The 21,149-nt window shown below is 54.3% G+C and carries 17 protein-coding genes and 1 pseudogene; 10 read left to right on the forward strand and 8 right to left on the reverse strand.

The annotated features are described in order from the left end of the window. Positions 1 to 196: 196 nt before the first annotated feature. From HV311_RS11905 to HV311_RS11940, 7 genes and pseudogenes are all read left to right on the forward strand, one after another. Complete coding sequence (locus tag HV311_RS11905; RefSeq protein WP_016156560.1) at positions 197 to 1,195, forward strand: MsnO8 family LLM class oxidoreductase; 999 nt, start codon at positions 197 to 199, stop codon at positions 1,193 to 1,195. After that, the gene (locus HV311_RS11910) at positions 1,195 to 2,316 is read left to right on the forward strand and encodes an amidohydrolase (protein ID WP_191221128.1); all 1,122 of its coding nucleotides are present in this window, start codon (positions 1,195 to 1,197) and stop codon (positions 2,314 to 2,316) included. Before HV311_RS11905 ends, HV311_RS11910 begins: the two co-directional genes overlap by 1 nt. Positions 2,317 to 2,341: 25 nt before the next feature. Beyond that, positions 2,342 to 4,600, forward strand: a pseudogene (locus HV311_RS28035) (NtaA/DmoA family FMN-dependent monooxygenase). A 10-nt stretch (positions 4,601 to 4,610) separates the two neighbouring features. Further along, positions 4,611 to 5,120, forward strand: coding sequence for a GNAT family N-acetyltransferase (locus tag HV311_RS11925; protein ID WP_016153131.1), 510 nt, complete (start codon positions 4,611 to 4,613; stop codon positions 5,118 to 5,120). Positions 5,121 to 5,129: 9 nt separating this feature from the next. Next, complete coding sequence (locus HV311_RS11930) at positions 5,130 to 6,056, forward strand: amino acid ABC transporter permease (RefSeq protein ID WP_016153130.1); 927 nt, start codon at positions 5,130 to 5,132, stop codon at positions 6,054 to 6,056. Next, a complete protein-coding gene (locus tag HV311_RS11935) occupies positions 6,040 to 6,813 on the forward strand; it encodes an amino acid ABC transporter ATP-binding protein (RefSeq protein ID WP_016153129.1) in 774 nt (257 codons plus the stop codon). Before HV311_RS11930 ends, HV311_RS11935 begins: the two co-directional genes overlap by 17 nt. Positions 6,814 to 6,896: 83 nt before the next feature. Further along, positions 6,897 to 7,514 carry a glutathione S-transferase family protein gene (locus HV311_RS11940; protein WP_016153128.1) on the forward strand — a complete coding sequence of 206 codons (618 nt, stop codon included), beginning with the start codon at positions 6,897 to 6,899 and terminating at the stop codon, positions 7,512 to 7,514. A 69-nt stretch (positions 7,515 to 7,583) separates the two neighbouring features. On the opposite strand, the gene HV311_RS11945 is transcribed toward HV311_RS11940, so the two are convergent. Then, positions 7,584 to 8,894: an MFS transporter gene (locus tag HV311_RS11945; RefSeq protein ID WP_016156557.1), complete on the reverse strand. Its 1,311-nt coding sequence runs from the start codon at positions 8,892 to 8,894 to the stop codon at positions 7,584 to 7,586. A 73-nt stretch (positions 8,895 to 8,967) separates the two neighbouring features. Then, positions 8,968 to 10,164 (reverse strand): L-talarate/galactarate dehydratase, encoded by a 1,197-nt coding sequence (locus HV311_RS11950; protein ID WP_016153126.1) that lies wholly within the window; start codon positions 10,162 to 10,164, stop codon positions 8,968 to 8,970. 271 nt (positions 10,165 to 10,435) lie between these two features. Between HV311_RS11950 and HV311_RS11955 the strand changes: the two genes are divergently transcribed. Continuing rightward, positions 10,436 to 11,488, forward strand: coding sequence for a LacI family DNA-binding transcriptional regulator (locus HV311_RS11955; RefSeq protein ID WP_442780721.1), 1,053 nt, complete (start codon positions 10,436 to 10,438; stop codon positions 11,486 to 11,488). 34 nt (positions 11,489 to 11,522) lie between these two features. After that, on the forward strand, positions 11,523 to 11,750 hold the full coding sequence (pptA, locus tag HV311_RS11960; RefSeq protein ID WP_191221129.1) for a tautomerase PptA: 228 nt from the start codon (positions 11,523 to 11,525) through the stop codon (positions 11,748 to 11,750). A gap of 39 nt (positions 11,751 to 11,789) precedes the next feature. On the opposite strand, the gene HV311_RS11965 is transcribed toward pptA, so the two are convergent. Then, a complete protein-coding gene (locus HV311_RS11965; RefSeq protein WP_191221130.1) occupies positions 11,790 to 12,362 on the reverse strand; it encodes a flavin reductase family protein in 573 nt (190 codons plus the stop codon). Positions 12,363 to 12,519: 157 nt separating this feature from the next. Between HV311_RS11965 and nhoA the strand changes: the two genes are divergently transcribed. After that, the gene (gene nhoA, locus HV311_RS11970) at positions 12,520 to 13,365 is read left to right on the forward strand and encodes an N-hydroxyarylamine O-acetyltransferase (RefSeq protein ID WP_185654618.1); all 846 of its coding nucleotides are present in this window, start codon (positions 12,520 to 12,522) and stop codon (positions 13,363 to 13,365) included. Positions 13,366 to 13,422: 57 nt separating this feature from the next. On the opposite strand, the gene HV311_RS11975 is transcribed toward nhoA, so the two are convergent. From HV311_RS11975 to HV311_RS11995, 5 genes are all read right to left on the reverse strand, one after another. Then, positions 13,423 to 14,316: a PhzF family isomerase gene (locus tag HV311_RS11975; RefSeq protein ID WP_016153118.1), complete on the reverse strand. Its 894-nt coding sequence runs from the start codon at positions 14,314 to 14,316 to the stop codon at positions 13,423 to 13,425. A 135-nt stretch (positions 14,317 to 14,451) separates the two neighbouring features. Beyond that, positions 14,452 to 15,132, reverse strand: a complete 681-nt coding sequence (gene narI, locus HV311_RS11980; RefSeq protein ID WP_003833047.1) for a respiratory nitrate reductase subunit gamma — start codon at positions 15,130 to 15,132, stop codon at positions 14,452 to 14,454. Next, the gene (gene narW, locus HV311_RS11985; RefSeq protein WP_137366990.1) at positions 15,129 to 15,824 is read right to left on the reverse strand and encodes a nitrate reductase molybdenum cofactor assembly chaperone; all 696 of its coding nucleotides are present in this window, start codon (positions 15,822 to 15,824) and stop codon (positions 15,129 to 15,131) included. The genes narI and narW overlap by 4 nt, the downstream gene beginning before the upstream one ends. Next, positions 15,824 to 17,368 carry a nitrate reductase subunit beta gene (gene narH, locus HV311_RS11990; RefSeq protein ID WP_016156550.1) on the reverse strand — a complete coding sequence of 515 codons (1,545 nt, stop codon included), beginning with the start codon at positions 17,366 to 17,368 and terminating at the stop codon, positions 15,824 to 15,826. The genes narW and narH overlap by 1 nt, the downstream gene beginning before the upstream one ends. After that, positions 17,365 to 21,105 carry a nitrate reductase subunit alpha gene (locus tag HV311_RS11995; protein WP_103283814.1) on the reverse strand — a complete coding sequence of 1,247 codons (3,741 nt, stop codon included), beginning with the start codon at positions 21,103 to 21,105 and terminating at the stop codon, positions 17,365 to 17,367. The genes narH and HV311_RS11995 overlap by 4 nt, the downstream gene beginning before the upstream one ends. Positions 21,106 to 21,149: the final 44 nt, after the last annotated feature.

Consider the following 21,149-nt stretch of genomic DNA (forward strand, 5'->3'; position numbering starts at 1 on the left):
TTATATTTTGTAGGCCATACATTCCGCGTGTTTTCAGTTTCGTGTTCCGACCAGTACAAGGCAATCCGAATTTTAACCCTGACAGCGTCAGGGCTGGTTATCTACTTTTTAGCTGAGCAAATGTGAATTAAATGTTTCTGCATGGTTATCTGATAATTTAATAATAATGACATGTTAACAAGCATAGGCCCGTAACATGTCATATCGCCTGAGTATTCTGGATAAAAGCCCCCTCGGGGAAGGTGAAACCGCCGCGATGGCGCTTGCCCGGACGTTGCGTCTGGCGCAGCAGGCAGAAGAGTGGGGATACCATCGTTTCTGGATCGCGGAACACCATAATACGCCACAGCTGGCCAGCCCATCACCGGAGCTGGTGATTGCCTGGATCCTCGGGCAAACCCAGCGTATTCGCGTTGGCTCCGGTGGCGTGATGCTGCAACATTACAGCCCGTACAAAGTGGCGGAAAACTTCAATCTTCTGGCCTCGCTGGCACCCGGGCGTGTCGATCTCGGCGTAGGGAAAGCCCCTGGCGGCTTACCACTGTCGACTCGGGCACTACAGCAAGGAGTGCATCAGGATGAAAAAGGCAGTTTTGCCGACCAACTTTCCCAGCTTAACGACTGGCTGACGCTGAGCGGCACGGAAAGTGGGGAAACGGTATTTCCGACGCCAATCCCACCGATACCGCCGGAAGGATTTGTCCTGGGAGCCAGTGTGCAAAGCGCACAGTTAGCAGCGCAATTTAATTGGCATTTTATCTTCGCGGCACACCTCAACGGTGACCGCGCGTTATTGCGTGACGTTTTGTCCTTCTGGCAGACCCACAGCGCACGTCCGACGATAGTTGCCGTCCAGGTGATTGTGGCTGACAGTAGCGATACCGCCGCGCAGCTTGCGGAAAACGTGCAAATCTGGGGCGTGGAGCTGGAGAATGGTCAACGTGTCACGGTAGCCAGCGAAGAGCAGGCGCTGGCATTCGCCGCGCAGGCCGGCAGTCCGCCACGCAAAATCGCGCGTCGTGAGCAGGCGTTGTTACACGGCACGGCTCAGGAGGTGATGGCAAAGCTGAATGCCCTGCATACGCAATTTGGCATTGAGGAGTTCATTATCGACACGCCAGTGGCGGAAGGTCACGCGCGTCTGACATCGCTGCGGTTGTTGGCGCAAGCCCATAACGCCGTGGAGGTGCTCTGATGACTCTGGCCTCAACGCTTATCAACTGGCGTCGTGAATTACACCAGCACCCGGAACTTTCCCTGCAAGAGGCGGCAACGACGGCGCGCATTCACGCCTGGCTGCACGCAGCGGACGTCGAGATTTTGCCGTTCGACCTGAAAACCGGTCTGGTCGTGGAAATCGGGCAGGGAGAAGATGTCATCGCGCTGCGAGCGGATATCGATGCTCTACCGATAGAAGAAAGCGCCGATGTGCCGTTTCGCTCCCTCACACCGGGAGTGATGCATGCCTGCGGACATGACGTTCACACCAGCGTCATGCTGGGCGCCGCGCTGCTGCTTAAACAACAGGAAACACACTTACCGGGGCGCGTACGTATTTTGTTTCAGCCCGCTGAAGAGAGTTTCGGTGGCGCAAAAACGCTGATCCGCGCCGGTGCGCTGCACAACGTTGCGGCTATTTTTGGCATGCACAATGAGCCAGGTTTACCGGTGGGGGAATTTGCCACACGCGGCGGCGCGTTCTACGCCAACGTCGATCGCTTCGTGCTGCGTATTAATGGCAAGGGCGCACATGCGGCGCGTCCGCATGAAGGCAGAGATGCCATCCTGCTCGCCAGCCAACTGGTCACGGTGTTGCAAAGCGTTGCCAGTCGCGACGTTAACACACTGGATTCAGTGGTGCTTAGCGTGACCCGTATTCAGGGAGGAAATACATGGAATGTGTTGCCAGAATCCGTTGAGCTGGAAGGGACGCTCAGAACGCACCGGACTTCGGTGCAGCAGCAGGTTAAAGCACGGGTTAATGACATCGCCGCCGGTTTTGCCCACGCCTTTGGCGCACAAATCGACGTTATCTGGCATGCAGGGCCGACCGCGTTGGTAAACGATGCACGTTGGGCCGATATCGCCACCGCCGTGGCGAAACAATCAGGCTACACCACCCATCATGCCGACCTGCATATGGGCGGCGAGGATTTTGCTGTCTATCTGCAAAATACGCCTGGGGCATTTGTCAGTATTGGCAGCGCCAGTGAATACGGATTACATCACCCGGGCTTCAATCCGGACGAACGTTTAATTGAACCTGCCGCGCATTACTTTGCACAGTTAGCAAAAACGGCATTCGCACATCTTTAAGTTTACCTGTTGGGTAGGGGTTATTATGGCTGAAAATCGGCAACTACGGCTCGGCACTATTCTGCATGGCGCAGCGGGAAATATGTCCGCATGGCGTCATCCGGCGGCACAGGCCGATGCCAGTATTAATTTTGATTTTGTCAAAGAGACGGCGCTTATTGCGGAAAAAGGGAAGCTGGATTTTATTTTTGTCGCCGATGGTCTGTATATTAATGAAAAATCAATTCCACACTTTTTAAATCGCTTTGAGCCGCTGACGGTATTATCTGCTTTGGCCAGCATTACCCAAAATCTGGGATTGGTTGGCACGGTATCCACGTCATACAGCGAGCCGTTTACTACCGCACGGCAGTTCGCCAGCCTTGATCATCTCAGCCAGGGGCGAGCCGGATGGAACGTGGTCACGTCACCTCTGGAGGGTTCGGCAAAGAACTATTCCCGTGCCCAGCATCCAGAACATGCCTTGCGTTATCGTATCGCCGATGAATATTTACAGGTGGTGAAAGGACTGTGGGATTCCTGGGAAGATGATGCTTTTACCCGTAATAAGGCAAGCGGAGAGTTTTTTAATCCGCAAAAACTGCACACGCTTAACCATCATGGAGATTATTTTCAGGTCGCAGGGCCGTTAAATATTGGGCGCACGCCACAAGGCCGTCCGATTATATTCCAGGCGGGCGCTTCACAGGATGGTAAGAAATTAGCGGCGCAGCATGCCGATGCTATTTTTACCCATCAGGAGTCGCTGGCGGAGGCCAAAGAGTTCTATCAGGATGTAAAAAGCCAGTTGGCCTACGCCGGGCGACATCCCGAACAACTGCATATATTCCAGGGCGTCAGCGTGATTGTTGGCGACAGCGCTGAGGATGTTGAGCAGCAGTATCAGACTACCGCTGCGCTGGTCTCTATTACCGACGCGCTGAACTACCTGGGCCGCTACTTTGAACATCATGATTTCGCCCAATATCCACTGGACGCACCGTTCCCGGATCTGGGTTCCCTTGGACAAAACAGCTTTCGCAGTACGACTGATGAGATCAAACGCAACGCGCGTGAGCGTGGCTTAACGCTACGCCAGGTTGCTCTGGAAGCGGCCAGTCCACGCCCACGTTTCAGCGGTACGCCGCAACAGGTTGCCGATGGTCTTCAGCAGTGGTTCGACGAAAAAGCCGCAGACGGTTTTATCATCCAGGGTGGAACGCCAGATACCTTCCCGCGTTTTGTCGAACAGGTTGTCCCCGTGCTTCAGGCGCGTGGCCTGTTCCGCCATGAATATCCCGGTACGACCCTGCGCGCAAGCCTGGGACTCGCGACACCTGCAAACCAATTCACACAATAAGAGAAAAACGCTATGCAGAAAAAATCAGTCTTCCTCGCGCTGTCACTGGCTTTCAGCGCTAACGTCTGGGCAAATGATGTGACTATTAACGGTACGGGCGTAAGCCTGGAAGCCAATAAAACGCCAATCAATACGGCAAAAAATCCGCAGGCGATTGCGCAGTTGCCCGCGAACCTGCACCTGGCCGTACCGGGTAAATTCACCGTGGCGATTGCCGGGTTAAGCCAGCCGCCGCTGACCGTCTTTGCCGATGACAATAAGACACTGATCGGCAGCGAGGCGGACATCGCTCGTCTGGTGGCTGATAGTCTGGGGCTGGAACTCAACGTCGTGCCCACGTCATGGGAAGACTGGCCGCTGGGCGTCACGTCCGGCAAATATGATGCCGCGATCAGCAATATTACCGTCACCAAAGCCCGCAAAGAGAAATTCGATTTCGCGACGTATCGTAAGGACTCCCTTGGCTTCTATGTCAAAACCGGCAGTAAGCTGAAGAAAATCGAGCAGGCAGAAGATATCGCCGGTCTGCGCATCATCGTCGGTTCGGGGACAAATCAGGAAGCCATCCTGCTCGCCTGGAACGATGAGAACGTGAAGAAAGGGTTGCAGCCGTTTACGCCGGTGTATACCAAAGATGATGCCGCGCAAACCCTGGCTCTGCAGTCAGGCCGCGCCGATGCTTACTTCGGTCCTAACGTTATCGGCGCGTGGAAAGCTGCACTCAACGGTAAAACGCAACGGGTGGGCAGCGTTGATGGCGGTTGGCCAAAAGCGGCACACATCGCTGTGACGCTGAAAAAGGACAGCGGTCTGGTTCTGCCGGTACAAACCGCCCTCAACGGCGTAATTGGCAACGGCGACTATGACAAGGTGCTGAACCGCTGGGGAGAAGGGGTGGAACGTATTCCGCAATCTGAAATCAACCCGGCCGGTTTAGGCGACTAAGGAGGTCATCGTGAGCGATCAATTTCGCGTGGTCTCACCTGAAGCCAGCGAGCTGCAGCCAATTTTGAACGGTCTGTTCGGTGAATATGCCGCCCGCTATGGCGATTATTTTTCTCGCGACGCTGAAGTGGAGCTGACCGAATGGTATCTGGCACCGCAGGGACTTTTCGTGGTACTGGAGCGCAGCGGCGAGATTATCGCCACCGGGGCCTACAAACCTTACGACAAAGACACCGCCGAGATTAAGCGCATCTGGACGAAAAGCAGCCTGCGTCAGCAGGGACTGGCGGCGCGCGTGGTGCAGGAGCTGGAACGCAGGGCGCTGCTGGCGGGCTACAGCCGGATTTATCTGACCACGGGATTTCGCCAGCCAGAGGCCGTGCGACTTTATTTAAGCCAGGGCTACGATCCGCAATTTGATACAGCGCGCGATCCCGAAGAGTACAGCCTGCCACCGTTTGATGGCCGGCTGCGCTTTACCAAACTGTTGACCATCGCCGGTCAGGCCAGAATAGCCTGAGGAGAGAAAATGAAAACGACGGAGAGTATTAAAGTCGTACCGGCGCGCTATCCGATGCGCACCGCAGGAGCAGTCATTGCCTTGTTTGTCCTTGCGGTGATTATCCAGTCCGTGGCGTTTAATCCGCGCTGGGAATGGGGCGTGTTTGCCCGTTGGTTCTTTGATCCGGTTATCTTGTCCGGCCTTGGGCAAACTCTGCTACTGACGCTTATCGGTACGCTGTTGAGTATTATCATCGGTGGTCTGCTGGCGCTGGCACGGCTTTCATCTTCCTGGCTACTGAACGGTCTGGCATGGGGATACATCTGGCTGTTTCGTTCGTTACCGCTGATTGTGGTGCTCATCGTTTTGTACAACTTCTCCTATTTGTACGACACGCTGGCGATTGGTATTCCGTTTACTCCCATTCAATGGGGCAGTTTTGAGACCATCAATGTGCTCGGCCAGTTTTCCACCGCGGTGGTTGGCCTGACGCTGGTGCAAAGCGCCTATACCGCTGAAATTATTCGTGGTGGATTTTTAGGGGTTGACCATGGCCAGTACGAGGCAGCGGCAGCGCTGGGCTTACCCGCATGGCGACGTACGCTGCGGATTATTCTGCCGCAGGCGCTGCGTACTATTTTGCCTGCTGGCTTCAATGAAATCATCAGTCTGGCGAAAGGGACGGCGATGGTATACGTGCTGGCAATGCCTGAGCTGTTCTACACCATCCAGATGATCTACAACCGCACGCAGGAAGTGATCCCGCTGTTGATGGTGGGTGCGGTGTGGTATCTGGTGATCACCAGCGTCCTGTCGTTAATTCAGCACCTGGTCGAACGCGCGCTGGCCCGCAGCGAGCGACGTTCAGCAATCAATACCGCCCGGGTGAGCCGTGCAGAAAAACGCAACCGTCAACGTCCGCAGCAGGAGGCCGTCCATGTCCCACTCGCCTGAAGGCCATATTTCCATTACCGGCGTCAGCAAATACTTCGGTCGCCACAAAGCGCTGGATAATGTGTCGCTGGAGATCCCTCCCGGAACGGTAACGGTTATTCTTGGCCCGTCCGGTTCAGGGAAATCCACACTCTTGCGGACGATCAACCATCTGGAGCGCGTCGATGAAGGGTTTATTCAAATCGATGGCGATTACATTGGTTATCGTCGGCAGGGAGACAAGCTGTATGAGCTGAAAGAGGCGGAAATTTTGCGCCAGCGCGTTAACGTCGGCTATGTGTTCCAGAATTTTAATCTGTTTCCGCACTTAACAGTGCTGGAGAATTTGATTGAAGCGCCCATTGCGCACGGTCTGGCATCGCGTAAAGCCGCCACCGAGCGGGCATTAACTCTGCTTGATGCCGTTGGCCTGCGTAATAAAGCCGATGCCTGGTCGCGTCATCTCTCCGGCGGTCAGCAGCAGCGTATCGCTATAGCCCGTGCGCTGGCGCTAAATCCACGCGTTATGCTGTTTGATGAACCCACTTCAGCGCTGGATCCTGAACTGGTAGGCGAAGTTCTGGATGTCATCAAAGCACTGGCGCAGTCGGGAACCACGCTGGTTGTGGTGACGCATGAGATTGGGTTCGCCCGGGAAGTGGCGGATCAGGTGGTGTTTATGGTCGATGGCAAAATTGTCGAGCAGGGCAGCAGCGAGCAGGTGCTGAATCATCCACGCCACACGCGCACCCAGCAGTTCTTGTCGAAAGTGCTGTGAACTTGCAGGGAAAGATAGGCTGGTCTGCATAGACTGACGAATGCTGCTCTACACTTAGGGTTTTAACTTTGGGGGGTTGCAGCATGATTAAGGTCTATGGGGTGCCGGGCTGGGGATCGGCCATCAGTGAAGTGATGCTCACACTGGCGGAGATCCCTTACAGCTTTATTGATGTAGATGGTTTTGACCGCGACGGGCCTTCGCGGGAGTTGCTTAAAAAAATGAATCCGTTGTGCCAGGTGCCCACACTGATACTGGAAAATGGTAACGTGATGACGGAAACGGCGGCGATCGCCCTGATGATCCTCGATCGTTGTCCTGAACTTGCGCCACCCGTTGGGCACGCTGAGCGCCAGCAGTTTCAGCGTCTGTTGATATGGCTGGTGGCAAATGTCTATCCAACGTTTACCTATGCCGATTATCCACAACGCTGGGTACCAGACGCCGCGGCGCAGTTGAAAAAGAACTGTATTGAGTACCGCAAATCGCTTTATATGTGGCTGAACGACCAGCTAAGCGCTGAGCCGTACGCGTTTGGCGATCAGCTAACACTGCTGGACGTTTATATTGCCGTTATGCGTACGTGGGGGCCGGGGCATGACTGGTTTCAGGACAACACGCCCAATATCAGCGCTATCGCCGACGCGGTTTGCCAGCACCCGCGACTGCGTACTGTACTGAAAAATAATAAGATTATTTAAACAAAAAAACGCTGTTCCGCAGGAGTGCAAATCCCGGAACAGCGGGCGAACTATCGCCATAAGCTTACATTACGCGACGGACGGGCTCAGCGTAATACGATCCAGTGGCCCCACGATAAACAGATAAGAAATCAGGCCAATCAGCCCCATCGAACCGACGTACAGAATGGCGTAATCGAATGACTGGGTATTCGCCAGAATGACGCCAATCACCAGCGGCGTGATAATACTCGCCATATTGCCGCACATATTGAATACGCCGCCAGCAATGCCGAGCACTTCTTTTGGTGAAGTATCGCTAAGTACGCACCATCCCAGATTGCCAAAGCCTTTGGCGAAAAATGCCAGACTCATCGCCGCGATAACCACAAATTCTGACGAGGTGTAGTTAGCGATAACGATGACACAGGAAAGTAACATTCCGCAGATAACGGGTAGCTTACGAGCAACCGTCAGGCTGTAGCCGCGTTTTAATAGCCAGTCTGAAAAAACGCCCCCTAACAATCCACCGATAAAACCGGCAATAGCAGGAATACTGGCGACAAAACCCACTTTAAGGATCGACATTCCTTTAGCCTGATACAGATAGGTAGGAAACCAGGTCAGGAAGAACCAGGTGATTGACGTCACGCAGAACTGCCCGATGTAAACGCCAATCATCATGCGGTTGACGCAGACGCTTTTTATTTGCGCAAAGGTAATCTTCTGTGGCTCTTTTTTATTTCCCAGCGACGGTTCGCCACCGCCTTCCCGGATATAGTCAATTTCCTGCTGGTTTACCTTCGGATGATGCATAGGATCTCTGACTTTTACCAGCCAGAAGATGCCAAGAATAACGCCAATCGCCCCAATGTAATAAAAAACAAAGTGCCAGCTGAGATTATGCAAAATAATCGTCATTAACGGTGTAATTACCCCTAACGAGATATATTGCGCGGCCTGGTAAACTGAGGTGACAAATCCTCGTTCGTTATTAGGAAACCACTGCACGCTTAATCGGCTGTTGGCAGGAAAGGCCGGAGCCTCAATGGCACCCATCAGTAAACGTAAGATAATCAATACCACAAGTGGACTGGCATACAGATAAATGGTGCCCTGAAACATGGTCACCAGCGACCAGCCAATCAGGGCGCAGCCGTATACCAGACGAGAACCGTAGCGATCAAGTAGCCAGCCGCCAGGCAATTGCATAATGACATAAGAAATACCGAAGGCAGAAAAGGCCAGTCCCATTGCTTCAGGATCAAAACCTAATTCTTTGCTCATAATCGGAGCCACGACGGATAACGTCGCGCGATCGGCGTAATTAAATACGGTGGCAAGAAACAGAAATATCAAAATACCGTAACGCACTTTTGTGCGCTTTATTATTGTGTTCATCACCCACTCCTTTCATAAGGTTGAGAGCGTTTCTGTAGGGAAGAGTGCGGGTATTACTTACCCGCCAAATAAATTAAGGACGTTTACCAAACTCGCAGGTTAATTGCGTCCAGCGACGTGTCTGCTCGCTGATGCTGAACCCCAGGCCGTGACGGTCGGAAACCCACATACGCCCATCGCGCAGCTCAAGCTGTTCATTAAATAACGGGTTCAGCCATTCGAAATGTTCCAGCCATGGCTCAAGCGGGTAAGCGGCGGACAGATGCAGGTGAACTTCCATGGCAAAGTGCGGAGCCAGTTTGCGACCGTGTTTCGCCGCCAGGTCCATAATTTTCAGAAACGGTGAAATTCCCCCCACACGCGGTGCATCGGGCTGCACAAAATCACTGGCATTACCGAGGATCAGCTGTTCATGTTCGCGGAAACTGGTCAGCATTTCACCGGTAGCAATCGGGGTATCAAGCGCGGCGGCCAGTTGGGCGTGACCTTCCACATCGTAGGCATCCAGCGGCTCTTCAATCCAGATCAGATTGAACTGCTCCATTTTTCGTCCCATACGAATGGCGGTTTCTCGGTCCCACTGCTGATTGGCATCGACCATCAGCGGGAAGTCATCGCCCAGCGCTTCACGCACCGCGGTTAAGCGGCGAATATCCTCGGCGCAGTTTGGCTGACCAACCTTGAGTTTGATGCCGCCAATGCCGTTTTCACGGGAAATAACGACGTTTTTGAGCACCTGATCCAGCGGCGTATGCAGGAATCCGCCGGAGGTGTTGTAACACTGCACGGAGTCCCGGTGTGCACCCAATAGTTTTGCCAGCGGCAACCCTGCACGCTTGGCCTTCATATCCCACAAGGCGATATCGATAGGGGAGATAGCCTGAACCGCCATGCCGCTGCGCCCTACGGAAGCGCCAGCCCACAGCAGCTTGGTGTAGATCTTGTCGATATCGTTTGGATCTTCGCCTAACAGGTTATCGGCAATTTCTTTGGCATGGGCATAGATTCCCTGGCCGCCAGCCCGTTTGGAGTAACTAAATCCAACGCCTTCAAACCCGTCGCGACTGCGGATCTCCGCGATAATAATGGCAACTTCGGTTAGGGGTTTCTGGCGACCGGTCAGCACTTTGGCATCGCTCACGGGTGTTGCCAGAGGAAGGAAAGCCAGGGACAGCTTAACCCACTCGATACGGTCGCCGGTTTCAGCCGCGGTTTTTGCATTGGCTGATTTGGCATACGTTACGGCATCGGAATTCGCACTTAATGACATTTTAATCTCTCCTGGTGATAATAAATGATTGCGCTAACATTTTTAGTATTAGCGCAATCATTGCGCCAGCGAATTGAATGCGTTTTGAACAATCGCTCACAAATACTGAGACAAAAGGGCAGTAACTTGTAAACAGCATCACATTCCAATACTTTATGGGTAAATGCACAAGTCATTATGATGGCGCTATCATTTCAGATGGCGCTAATTAACTAAGCTGCTGTTTTCTCAGCGTTATCGTAGAGGGGCGCTGGCAATAGCCGAAATCATGATGAATAATGCCAGGATAAATCAGCTATTTTTGACAAGGGCATCGACAGTGAAAAATCCCAGACCTCCGCGCGCACCCACGCTGGAAGATGTTGCCCGTACCGCGGGATTGTCGCCCATGACGGTGAGCAGGGCGTTGAATACCCCGCAACTGGTGCGCCCGAGAACAGTAGAGAAAGTGATGCAGGCGGTACGCGCCACTGGCTATATTCCCAACGCGCTGGCCGGGGGGCTGGCGTCGCGTCGCAGTAAGCTTATCGCTGTGGTTGTCCCACAAATTAACAACAATATGTTTGTCGATACCATCCAGTCATTAAGCGATGAACTGGCTGAACGCGGATACCACATCTTGCTCTGCGTGTCGGGTTATACGCCGCAAACAGAGGCTGAGCTGGTGGCGACGCTGCTTTCTCGTCGCCCGGATGGTGTAGTGCTCACCGGTATCCATCATACCGCCGAGCTGAAAAAGGTGATTCTTAATGCGGCCATCCCGGTCGTGGAAATATGGGATTTAACGCCAACGCCCATCGATATGCTGGTGGGGTTTTCGCATGAAAAAGTCGGGCAGGCGGTAGCAGACTATTTGCTGGACAAAGGGTATCGCCGTCCTGGTTTGCTATGGACCGCCGATCGCCGGGCAGGCCAGCGTAAACAAGGACTGTGCGATGCGCTGAGTCGTCATGGTATTGCGGCTGGTGCACAGGTGGATGTCCCGCTTCCTGCCTCTCTGGCATTGGGGCGTAGCGGGTTGGCACAGCTATTGGCTGAACGCGCGTTTGATGTCATCGTCTGTAGCTCAGATACGTTAGCCCAAGGGGCGATCATGGAAGCCGAAAGCCGTGGTCTACGCGTGCCGCAGGAATTAGCGGTAATCGGTTTTGGCGATCTCGACTTTGCCGCCAGTAACCGACCTGCCATCACCACCGTCAGCGTCGACAGACGGGCTATTGGACAACGCGCCGCCTCTTTGCTTGCCGATCGTATCGAACAAATTCCGCGTGAAGACGATATTATTGATGTTGGATTTCACCTGGTGGAACGAGAATCCGCATAAGTTAACTGCATCCCAAAACAATAAGGAATCTGCTATGCCGCACGTCGATATCAAATGTTTTCCTCGCGATATTAACGACGAACAAAAATCCGCGCTGGCGGCGGATATTACCGACGTCATTATTCGTCATTTGCAAAGCAAAGACAGTTCAGTGAGCGTGGCGCTTAATGAAATTGAGCCCGAGGCGTGGCAGGGCGTGTGGGATGTGGAGATTGCGCCGCAGATGGCCAGGTTGATTAAAAAACCCGGCTACAGCATGTAAGACAAAACGGGCGGATTTTCCGCCCGTTTTGTCGTGCCATTATTCAGCTGCTGTTATGAGTTTTCCACTGGTGACAAACGTTCCGGCCCCAAGATGATGCAGGGTATTGAGCTTGCCATCATCAAACTGCCAGCGTCCTTCCACGAAGGCTCGCTCATCAGCGGCAGCCGAGACCACTTCACCAAACAGCGTGTCATATTTTTCCTGTGCCGCAGTGGCAGGCAACAGGCGACACTCCATCCAGGCCAGACATTTTGCTTCAATCAGCGGTAAACCCAGTACCGGTCCTTGCACCACGGGAATGCCGTAGCAGTTGAATTTATCTTCCACACGACCGGAAACGCTGCCTACGGCCCAGGTCCAGTTGGTGGCGGCAACGCCCGGAATAACGATGCCGAATTTGCCGCTACGTTCAATGAGCTCACGTGACCAGGCGGTCTTGTCGACAACAATCGCGATCCGCGGTGGTTCAAACTCCACGGGCATTGACCACGCGGCAGCCATCACATTTCGCCGCTCGGTATGCTCATCCCGGCTGGTGATTAATATCGTTGGGCCGTGATTTAGCAACCGACTGGCATGTTTTAATTCGATCGGACGAAAATGGCTCATGGATGCTCCTTGGCTGAGAGATAACACACCACAATAAACATAGATATTAACGGTATTAGCGATTTTGTCGCCTCGTCTGGAGGAACAACGCACAAAATCGACGGCGCAAAATTAAAAATGCGCTATAAGTACTGCATTAATCGAACAGGAACTCCGTATGACGCCTTTTTTAACCGCTTATTTTGCCCGTATTGGCTGGTCAGATTTGGCCAGGGTCAACATTGAAACCTTACGGGCGCTGCATTTACTGCACAACGCCGCCATACCTTTTGAAAACCTGGATGTATTGCTTCCAAGAGAGATGCAGCTTGACGATTTGTCTTTGGAAGAGAAGCTGGTGACGGCGCGTCGCGGCGGCTATTGTTTTGAACAGAACGGAGTATTTGAGCGAGCGCTACGCGAAATCGGTTTTACCGTACGCAGTCTGCTCGGACGTGTGGTACTGGCGAACCCGTCAAGCCTGCCACCGCGCACGCATCGTCTGTTGCTGGTTGAGTTGCAGGGAGAGCAGTGGATCGCCGACGTTGGCTTCGGCGGGCAAACGCTGACGGCACCGATTCGTCTGCAGGCGAACATTGAGCAGAAGACACCACACGGCGAATATCGGCTGATTCAGGAAGGTGAAGACTGGATCCTGCAGTTCCGTCATCACGAACACTGGCAATCAATGTACCGTTTCGACCTGGTCGTACAGCATCAGAGCGATTATCTGATAGGCAACTTCTGGTCCGCTCACTGGCCGCAATCGCATTTTCGCCATCATCTGTTGATGTGTCGTCATCTGCCCGACGGCGGGAAATTAACGTTAACCAATTTTCATTTCACCCATTATCAGGATGGACACGCGGTAGAACAGATTAATCTACCTGACGTTCCCAGTCTGTATGCCTTGTTGCAGGAGCGGTTTGGCCTGGGCGTGGATGACGTGAAGCATGGGTTTACCCAGGATGAGCTGGCGACGGTAATGGCGGCGTTTGATACGCATCCGGACGCGGGGAAATAGGGGCATCGGGATTAGTGCCGGATTGGCGTAATCGCCTTATCCGGCCTACGGGAACAATTAAAAATCTATCGCCCATTCTGCGTGAAACAGGATCACCGCCGAACCGGTAATGGTGACTTTTTCTGGCTGGTTATCACGGATAGTCACCGTCACATCAACAATACCGTCGCGCCCGAGCGCACGGCCCTGATGTCCCTGAACACGTAACGTTTTCCCATCATGTGCCATCAGCCCATGGTGAACCAACCACGCGCCCATTGGACCGTTGGCATTACCGGTAACCGGGTCTTCCACAATCCCAATCGCAGGCGAAAACATGCGGCCATCGGTGGCGTTTTCGCCCGGGCGGATTTGAAAAGGAAAGAAGCCGTTACAGCCAATTTGTTGGCTGATGGCTGTCAGAGCCTGCAAATCAGGGGAAAGGGCGTCGAGGTCCACCTCGGGCTTGAGCGGAATCATCACTTTCGAATGCCCGGTGGTAGCAACCTGAATCGGCAAGCCTGCCAGCATATCGTCTTCGCTCAGGTGTAGGGCCTCGATAATCGCACTACGAATAACCCCTTCCAGCGGAGGTTCAAATCCGGGTACGCCTTGTTCAAGGCTAATACGATAGTCATTCCCGGTAGCTTCGATATCCACCCGATGACGACCAGCCAGCGAGGTTTGCCAGACTGTACTGTTGCCCAAGCCAAGCACGTTTGCCCGCACATAATGTGCAGCGACGGTAGCATGCCCACAGATAGGAACTTCTACCGTCGGCGTGAAATAGCGGATGCGAACATCGCTGTCGTCGCTGGTCAGCAGGAAAGCGGTTTCCGAATGACGCAGCTCGCGAGCAATGAGTTGCATCTGCGCTTCGCTCAGTCCGTCAGCATGCAAAACCACGCCTGCTGAATTGCCGCGAAAGGGTACCGAGGTAAAGGCATCGACGTGGTAAACCTGTGGTTTCATTAACGTTCTCCCTGGAATGGAGAAGCATCATAACGTGCAAAATGCCGGATGGCGATGATCGCTATCTTATCCGGCCTACGGTGCCTGGTTGTAGGCCGGATAAGGCGTGTCGTCACCCGACATTTCAATGCGGATTTATCGGCGTGAACGCACTATTTGATAGCGGCGGGTAAAGTACTCAAACGGCGCGCTCCACACGTGAACCAGGCGCGTGAACGGGAACAGCAGGAAGATAGTCATCCCCAGAACCAGATGCACACGGAAAATCAACGCCACGCCATCCAGATGCGCAGACGCGCCGCCCTGGAAGGTCACCACCGACTGCGCCCAACCTACCAGTTTCAGCATTTCACTGCCGTCGGGATGCTGCGCAGAGAATGGGATGGTGGTTAAGCCGAGGATACACTGAATCAGCAGAACGCAGAGGATCAGGATATCGGCAGTGGAGGAGGTTGCACGAATGCGCGGATTGGTCAAACGACGTACCAGCAAGCCAGCGCCACCGACCAGCGTCAGCACGCCACAGAGCCCACCGGCGATCATCGCCATCTGCTGCTTCACCGCAATCGGCAGGAACCAGGCATACATCCAGTGCGGGGTTAACATGCCAAACAGGTGCCCGAAAAAGATCCCCAGAATGCCGATGTGGAACAGGTTTGACCATAACACCATGCCGCGTTTGTCCAGCATCTGGCTGGAAGAGGCCCGCCAGGTGTATTGCCCGTAGTCATAGCGTAGCCAACTGCCGAGGATAAACACCGTGCCGCACAGGTACGGGTAGATATCGTAAAAAAAGACGTTCAGGTACTGTATCATTTCGGGCCTCCCGCGCTGACGTCGACATACTGAGGTGCCACGTCCTGGCTAAAGCGTCGTTGATAGTTTTGTAACGGTGAACTGTCACAGGCGGTGGCGTTATCCTCGATAAACTTCACCTGTTCCTCTTCCCAGACGGCATCCAGCGCCTGTCGGGTATCGTCGCGGGTTTCCGTGCCGACCTGTTTAGTGACACTGTCACTTGAAAGAGGGCTTCCGGCAAGCAGTAGCAGGGCGTCAAACAGTTGATACCACGGCGTATCACGCTGTTTCAAACGCCCACCCAGCAGCGCCAGAATCGGTGCGACGTTCTGCAATCCTTCTTTGGCCTCCGCTTCCGGCAACACGCTTAAGTACTCCAGATACAGCGGCAGATGATCCGGCAGTTCGCGGCAGTCGAGCTGCAGTCCGACCTTTTCGTACTGAGACAACAGATCAACCATCGCCTGGCCCCGATCGCGAGACTCGGCGTGCACGTGCTCAAACAGCAGCAGAGAGGTGGCCCGGCCCCGGTCAAATATCTCACACCATTCGGCTTGTTTATCCAGTAATGGCGCATTGAGCAGCCCCTGGCTAAATTCGGTAAGCATTGGGGCATCGCTGGCCACAAGCGCCAGCGCCTCGTCTTTACACTCCCACAGCAACTCGTCGGGATATTCCATCAGCAGGCCGATAACCTTCAGGATTTGCATTATTCACCCTCCGCTTTATCGCGCACTTCGGTGATGTCGATGGCGTCAATGCGACTGCTGTTAAACAGGTTGAATTTGGTATCTGAGCCATGGCAGCCGTCGCCAAAGGTAAATCCGCAACCGTTTTTCTCCGGGAACGCATCACGCGCCATTTCACGGTGGCTGGTCGGGATCACGAAGCGGTCTTCATAGTTGGCGATGGCCAGATAGCGATACATCTCTTCAACCTGCTCAACGGTCAGACCCACTTCCTCAATCGCGCGGGTGTCCGTAACGCCTTCTACGGTTTGCGAACGCATATAATGGCGCATAGCCATCATTCGTTTTAGCGCCCGCAGCACCGGACCGGTATCGCCCGCGCTAAGCATGTTGGCAAGGTACTGAACCGGAATTCGCAGTGATTCAACCGCTGGCAGAATGTTGCCATTGTGCGGCAGTCCCCCCGCGTCAGCGACCGACTGAATCGGCGACAACGGCGGTACATACCAGACCATCGGCAGGGTGCGGTATTCCGGGTGCAGCGGCAGCGCCAGCTTCCAGTCCATCGCCATCTTGTAAACGGGCGAACGTTGGGCCGCTTCGATGACGTTGTGCGGAATACCTTGTTTTAACGCCTCTTCAATGACCGCCGGGTCGTGTGGATTGAGGAACACATCGCACTGACGCTCGTAGAGATCGGTCTCATGCTCGGTGCTGGCTGCTTCTTCGATGCGGTCGGCGTCATACAGCAATACGCCAAGATAGCGGATGCGTCCCACGCAGGTTTCCGAACATACCGTCGGCTGGCCGGACTCAATACGCGGGTAGCAGAAAATGCACTTCTCTGATTTACCGCTCTTCCAGTTAAAGTAGATTTTTTTGTACGGACAACCGCTGATGCACAAGCGCCAGCCGCGACATTTATCCTGGTCGATCAATACGATGCCGTCTTCTTCACGCTTATAGATGGCACCGCTCGGGCAGGTGGCGACACAGCTTGGGTTCAGGCAGTGTTCGCACAAGCGCGGTAAATACATCATGAAGGTGTTTTCGAATTGCCCGTACATCTCCTTTTGCATTTTCTCAAAGTTACGGTCGCGGGCACGTTTTGAGAACTCACCGCCGAGCAACTCTTCCCAGTTAGGGCCCCAGATAATCTTGTCCATCCGTTTGCCATCTATCAGCGAACGCGGACGTGCGGTGGGCTGATTCTTGCTTTCCGGCGCGCTATGCAGATGCTGATAATCGTAGGTAAAGGGTTCGTAATAATCATCGATTTGCGGGATCACCGGGTTAGCAAAAATTTTGGTGATAACGCCCATCTTGCCGCCCAGGCGCGGCCTTATCTTCCCGTTAACATCGCGAACCCAGCCGCCTTGCCACTCTTCCTGATCTTCCCAGTTTTTCGGATAGCCAATGCCTGGCTTGGTCTCAACGTTGTTAAACCACGCATATTCCATCCCTTCGCGCCCGGTCCAGACGTTTTTACAGGTGACGGAGCAGGTGTGGCAGCCGATGCACTTATCCAGATTAAGAACCATGCCTACCTGTGAGCGTATTTTCATTTTTTCGCCTCCTGTACCTGATCGCGACCTTCATCATCCAGCCAGTTAATATTTTTCATTTTTCTAATCATGATGAACTCATCGCGGTTAGAGCCGACCGTGCCGTAATAGTTGAAGCTGTATGCCAGTTGCGCATAGCCGCCGATCATGTGCGTGGGTTTCGGGCAGACGCGGGTGACTGAGTTATGGATCCCGCCGCGCATACCGGTGACTTCCGAGCCAGGGATATTCATGATTCGCTCCTGAGCGTGATACATCATGGTCATACCCGGCGGCACGCGCTGACTCACCACAGCCCGCGCGGTGAGCGCGCCGTTGGCGTTAAAGGCTTCAATCCAGTCGTTATCCTCAATGCCCAGCTCTTTAGCATCGGTCTCACTGATCCAGACAATGGGGCCGCCGCGCGACAGCGTCAGCATCAGCAGGTTTTCGCTGTAGGTAGAGTGGATCCCCCATTTCTGATGCGGAGTCAGGAAGTTGAGCGCTTTTTCCGGGAAGCCGTTAGGCGGAACTTCGCGCATATTGCTGACGCTACGGGTATCGATAGGCGGACGATATGCCACCAGACTTTCACCAAACGCTCGCATCCACGCGTGATCCTGGTACAACTGTTGGCGACCGGACAGGGTGCGCCACGGGATCAGCTCGTGGACGTTGGTATAGCCTGCGTTATAGGAGACATGTTCACTTTCCAGCCCGGACCAGGTGGGGCTGGAGATGATTTTGCGCGGCTGCGCCTGAATATCGCGAAAACGGATTTTCTCGTCTTCTTTGTTCAACGCCAGATGCGTATGGTCGCGTCCGGTCATCGCTCCCAGCGCTTCCCAGGCTTTCACCGCCACCTGACCGTTCGTTTCCGGTGCCAGGGCGAGGATCACCTCAGACGCGTCCAGCGCGGTGTCTATCAGTGGTCGGCCTTTCGCCGGACCTTCGCGTTTGGTGTAGTTCAGCTTGCCGAGGAAATCGACCTCCGTCTGGGTATTCCACGTAATACCTTTCCCGCCGTTACCGAGCTTGTCCATTAGCGGACCGAGCGAAGTGAAGCGTTCGTAGGTGGCGGGATAGTCACGTTCCACGACGGCAATATTGGGCGCCGTTTTCCCCGGGAGGAGATCGCATTCGCCTTTACGCCAGTCCTGAATGTCAAACGGCTGCGCCAGCTCTGCCGGGGAGTCGTGTTGCAGCGGCTGCAATACCACATCCGTTTCTTGCCCAAGGTGCCCGACGCAAACCTCAGAGAAGACTTTGGCGATGCCTTTATAAATTTCCCAGTCGCTCTTCGATTCCCACGCAGGATCGACCGCCGCCGACAGCGGGTGAATAAACGGATGCATATCCGAGGTGTTCATATCGTCTTTTTCATACCAGGTGGCGGTCGGCAAAACGACATCGGAGAACAGGCAGGTACTCGACATACGGAAATCGAGCGTTACCAGCAGATCAAGCTTGCCCTCTATCGCCGCGGACTGCCATTCCACCTCTTCAGGTTTAATACCTTCGCTTGAACCGAGCGCTTCCCCCTGGATCCCGCTTTCGGTACCCAGCAGATACTTGAGCATGTATTCATGCCCTTTACCGGAGGAGCCGAGCAGGTTAGAGCGCCAGACGAAGAGATTACGCGGATGGTTGTTACCACTATCCGGCTGCTCGCAGGCAAAACGAATTTCACCCGATTTCAGCGCCTGTGCAGTGTATTGTGCAGGCGACACTCCCGCTTGTTCTGCCTTTGCTTTGACGGTCAGAGGGTTGAGGTTGAGCTGCGGCGCGGACGGCAGCCAGCCCATTCTTTCTGCCCGCACGTTAAAGTCGATCAAATGTCCGCTAAACTTCGACGCGTCGGCTAGCGGAGAGAGGAGTTCCTGAGCGGTGAGTTTTTCATAACGCCACTGGCTGGAGTGATTGTAGAAAAACGAGGTGCTGTTCATCTGACGCGGTGGGCGGTTCCAGTCCAGCGCAAAGGCCAGCGGCAACCAGCCAGTTTGCGGACGCAGTTTCTCCTGACCCACATAGTGCGCCCAGCCGCCGCCGCTTTGTCCCACACAACCGCAGAACACGAGGATGTTAATCATTCCACGGTAGTTCATATCCATGTGATACCAGTGGTTGACGCCAGCCCCGAGGATAATCATCGAACGGCCATGGGTTTTGTGCGCCGTATCGGCAAACTCACGGGCGATTTGTTCGATATGACGGCGAGGGACTCCAGTAATTTGCTCTCCCCAGGCCGGGGTGTAGGCTTTCACTTCGCTGTAATCTTGCGCGCTATGAGCGTCATCCAGACCACGGTCGAGGCCGTAATTCGCCAGCACCAGATCATAAACGCTTACCACCGGGCAACGGCTGCCATCGGCGAGGGTAAGATGTTTTACCGGCAGTTGACGAATCAGCACGGGTTCCTGTTTCACGCTGCGAAAATGTGGGTTTTCGTTGCCGCCAAAGTAGGGGAATGCCACGCCGGTCACTTCATCATGCTGACCGAGCAACGAGAGGGAAAGTTCTGTTTCAGCGCCAGCCGCCAGTGGCTCCAGGTTCCATTTACCTTTCTCGCCCCAGCGAAAACCGATAGACCCGTTCGGGACCACCAGTTCGCCAGCAGTGTTAAAGGCCACGGTTTTCCACTCCGGATTGTTACTTTCGCCCAGACCATCGACAAGGTCTGAGGCGCGCATCATGCGCCCTGGCACGTAGCTGCCATCTTCCCGGGCATCCAGCAAAACCAGCATCGGCATATCGGTATAGCGACGACAGTAATTGATGAAGTAATCGCTTGGATTGTCGAGGTGGAATTCTTTCAGAATCACGTGGCCCATCGCCATCGCCAACGCGCTGTCTGTCCCTTGCTTGGGGGCCAGCCACTGGTCGCACAGTTTGGCGACTTCCGAGTAATCCGGCGTAATGGCAATCGTCTTGGTGCCTTTGTAGCGTACTTCAGTAAAAAAGTGCGCATCCGGGGTACGGGTCTGCGGCACGTTTGACCCCCAGGCGATGATGTAGCTGGAGTTATACCAGTCGGCGGATTCTGGAACATCGGTCTGTTCGCCCCAGGTCATCGGTGATGCAGGCGGTAAATCGCAGTACCAGTCATAGAAGCTCAGGCAGGTTCCGCCCAGTAGCGAAAGATAACGTGTGCCTGCGGCATAGGAGACCATCGACATAGCAGGGATCGGGGAGAACCCGGCCACGCGATCCGGGCCATAGGTTTTCACCGTCCAGACGTTGGCGGCAGCAATGAGCTGATTAAGCTCTTTCCAGTTGGAACGGATAAAACCACCGCGCCCGCGTACCTGTTTGTAGCTCTGGCATTTTTGCGGGTCGTTCATAATGGATTCCCAGGCCAGCACCGGATCGGGCTGGCGGGACAGGGCGTCGCGCCACAGTTCGATCAGACGTTTACGCACCAGGGGATATTTCAGACGGTTGGCGCTGTAAAGATACCAGGAGTAGCTGGCACCGCGCGGGCAGCCACGGGGTTCATGATTTGGCAGGTCAGGGCGGGTACGCGGGTAGTCGGTTTGCTGCGTTTCCCAGGTCACCAGTCCGTTTTTGACGTAGATTTTCCAACTGCATGAGCCGGTACAGTTAACGCCGTGGGTAGAACGCACAATTTTGTCGAACTGCCAGCGCTGACGATAGCTGTCTTCCCAGTCCCGGTTGGTGTGCATCACTTGCCCGTGCCCATCGGCAAACGTATCGCCCTTTTGTTTAAAGTAGCGAAAGCGATCGAACAGTTTACTCATGACATAACTCCTGCTTTGAGAATATTGCCGACGGTGAATCGAAC

It is taken from the genome of Citrobacter sp. RHBSTW-00881 (assembly GCF_013728515.1).
Classification (GTDB): Bacteria; Pseudomonadota; Gammaproteobacteria; order Enterobacterales; family Enterobacteriaceae; genus Citrobacter; species Citrobacter braakii.

Excerpts from the sequence above, each read along its gene's own strand:
- HV311_RS11905 (WP_016156560.1), top strand. The coding sequence starts at position 197 with ATGTCATATCGCCTGAGTATTCTGGATAAAAGCCCCCTCGGGGAAGGT.
- HV311_RS11910 (WP_191221128.1), top strand. The coding sequence starts at position 1,195 with ATGACTCTGGCCTCAACGCTTATCAACTGGCGTCGTGAATTACACCAG.
- HV311_RS11930 (WP_016153130.1), top strand. The coding sequence starts at position 5,130 with ATGAAAACGACGGAGAGTATTAAAGTCGTACCGGCGCGCTATCCGATG.
- HV311_RS11935 (WP_016153129.1), top strand. The coding sequence starts at position 6,040 with ATGTCCCACTCGCCTGAAGGCCATATTTCCATTACCGGCGTCAGCAAA.
- HV311_RS11940 (WP_016153128.1), top strand. The coding sequence starts at position 6,897 with ATGATTAAGGTCTATGGGGTGCCGGGCTGGGGATCGGCCATCAGTGAA.
- HV311_RS11945 (WP_016156557.1), bottom strand. The coding sequence starts at position 8,894 with ATGAACACAATAATAAAGCGCACAAAAGTGCGTTACGGTATTTTGATA.
- HV311_RS11950 (WP_016153126.1), bottom strand. The coding sequence starts at position 10,164 with ATGTCATTAAGTGCGAATTCCGATGCCGTAACGTATGCCAAATCAGCC.
- HV311_RS11955 (WP_442780721.1), top strand. The coding sequence starts at position 10,436 with ATGAATAATGCCAGGATAAATCAGCTATTTTTGACAAGGGCATCGACA.
- pptA (WP_191221129.1), top strand. The coding sequence starts at position 11,523 with ATGCCGCACGTCGATATCAAATGTTTTCCTCGCGATATTAACGACGAA.
- HV311_RS11965 (WP_191221130.1), bottom strand. The coding sequence starts at position 12,362 with ATGAGCCATTTTCGTCCGATCGAATTAAAACATGCCAGTCGGTTGCTA.
- nhoA (WP_185654618.1), top strand. The coding sequence starts at position 12,520 with ATGACGCCTTTTTTAACCGCTTATTTTGCCCGTATTGGCTGGTCAGAT.
- HV311_RS11975 (WP_016153118.1), bottom strand. The coding sequence starts at position 14,316 with ATGAAACCACAGGTTTACCACGTCGATGCCTTTACCTCGGTACCCTTT.
- narI (WP_003833047.1), bottom strand. The coding sequence starts at position 15,132 with ATGATACAGTACCTGAACGTCTTTTTTTACGATATCTACCCGTACCTG.
- narW (WP_137366990.1), bottom strand. The coding sequence starts at position 15,824 with ATGCAAATCCTGAAGGTTATCGGCCTGCTGATGGAATATCCCGACGAG.
- narH (WP_016156550.1), bottom strand. The coding sequence starts at position 17,368 with ATGAAAATACGCTCACAGGTAGGCATGGTTCTTAATCTGGATAAGTGC.
- HV311_RS11995 (WP_103283814.1), bottom strand. The coding sequence starts at position 21,105 with ATGAGTAAACTGTTCGATCGCTTTCGCTACTTTAAACAAAAGGGCGAT.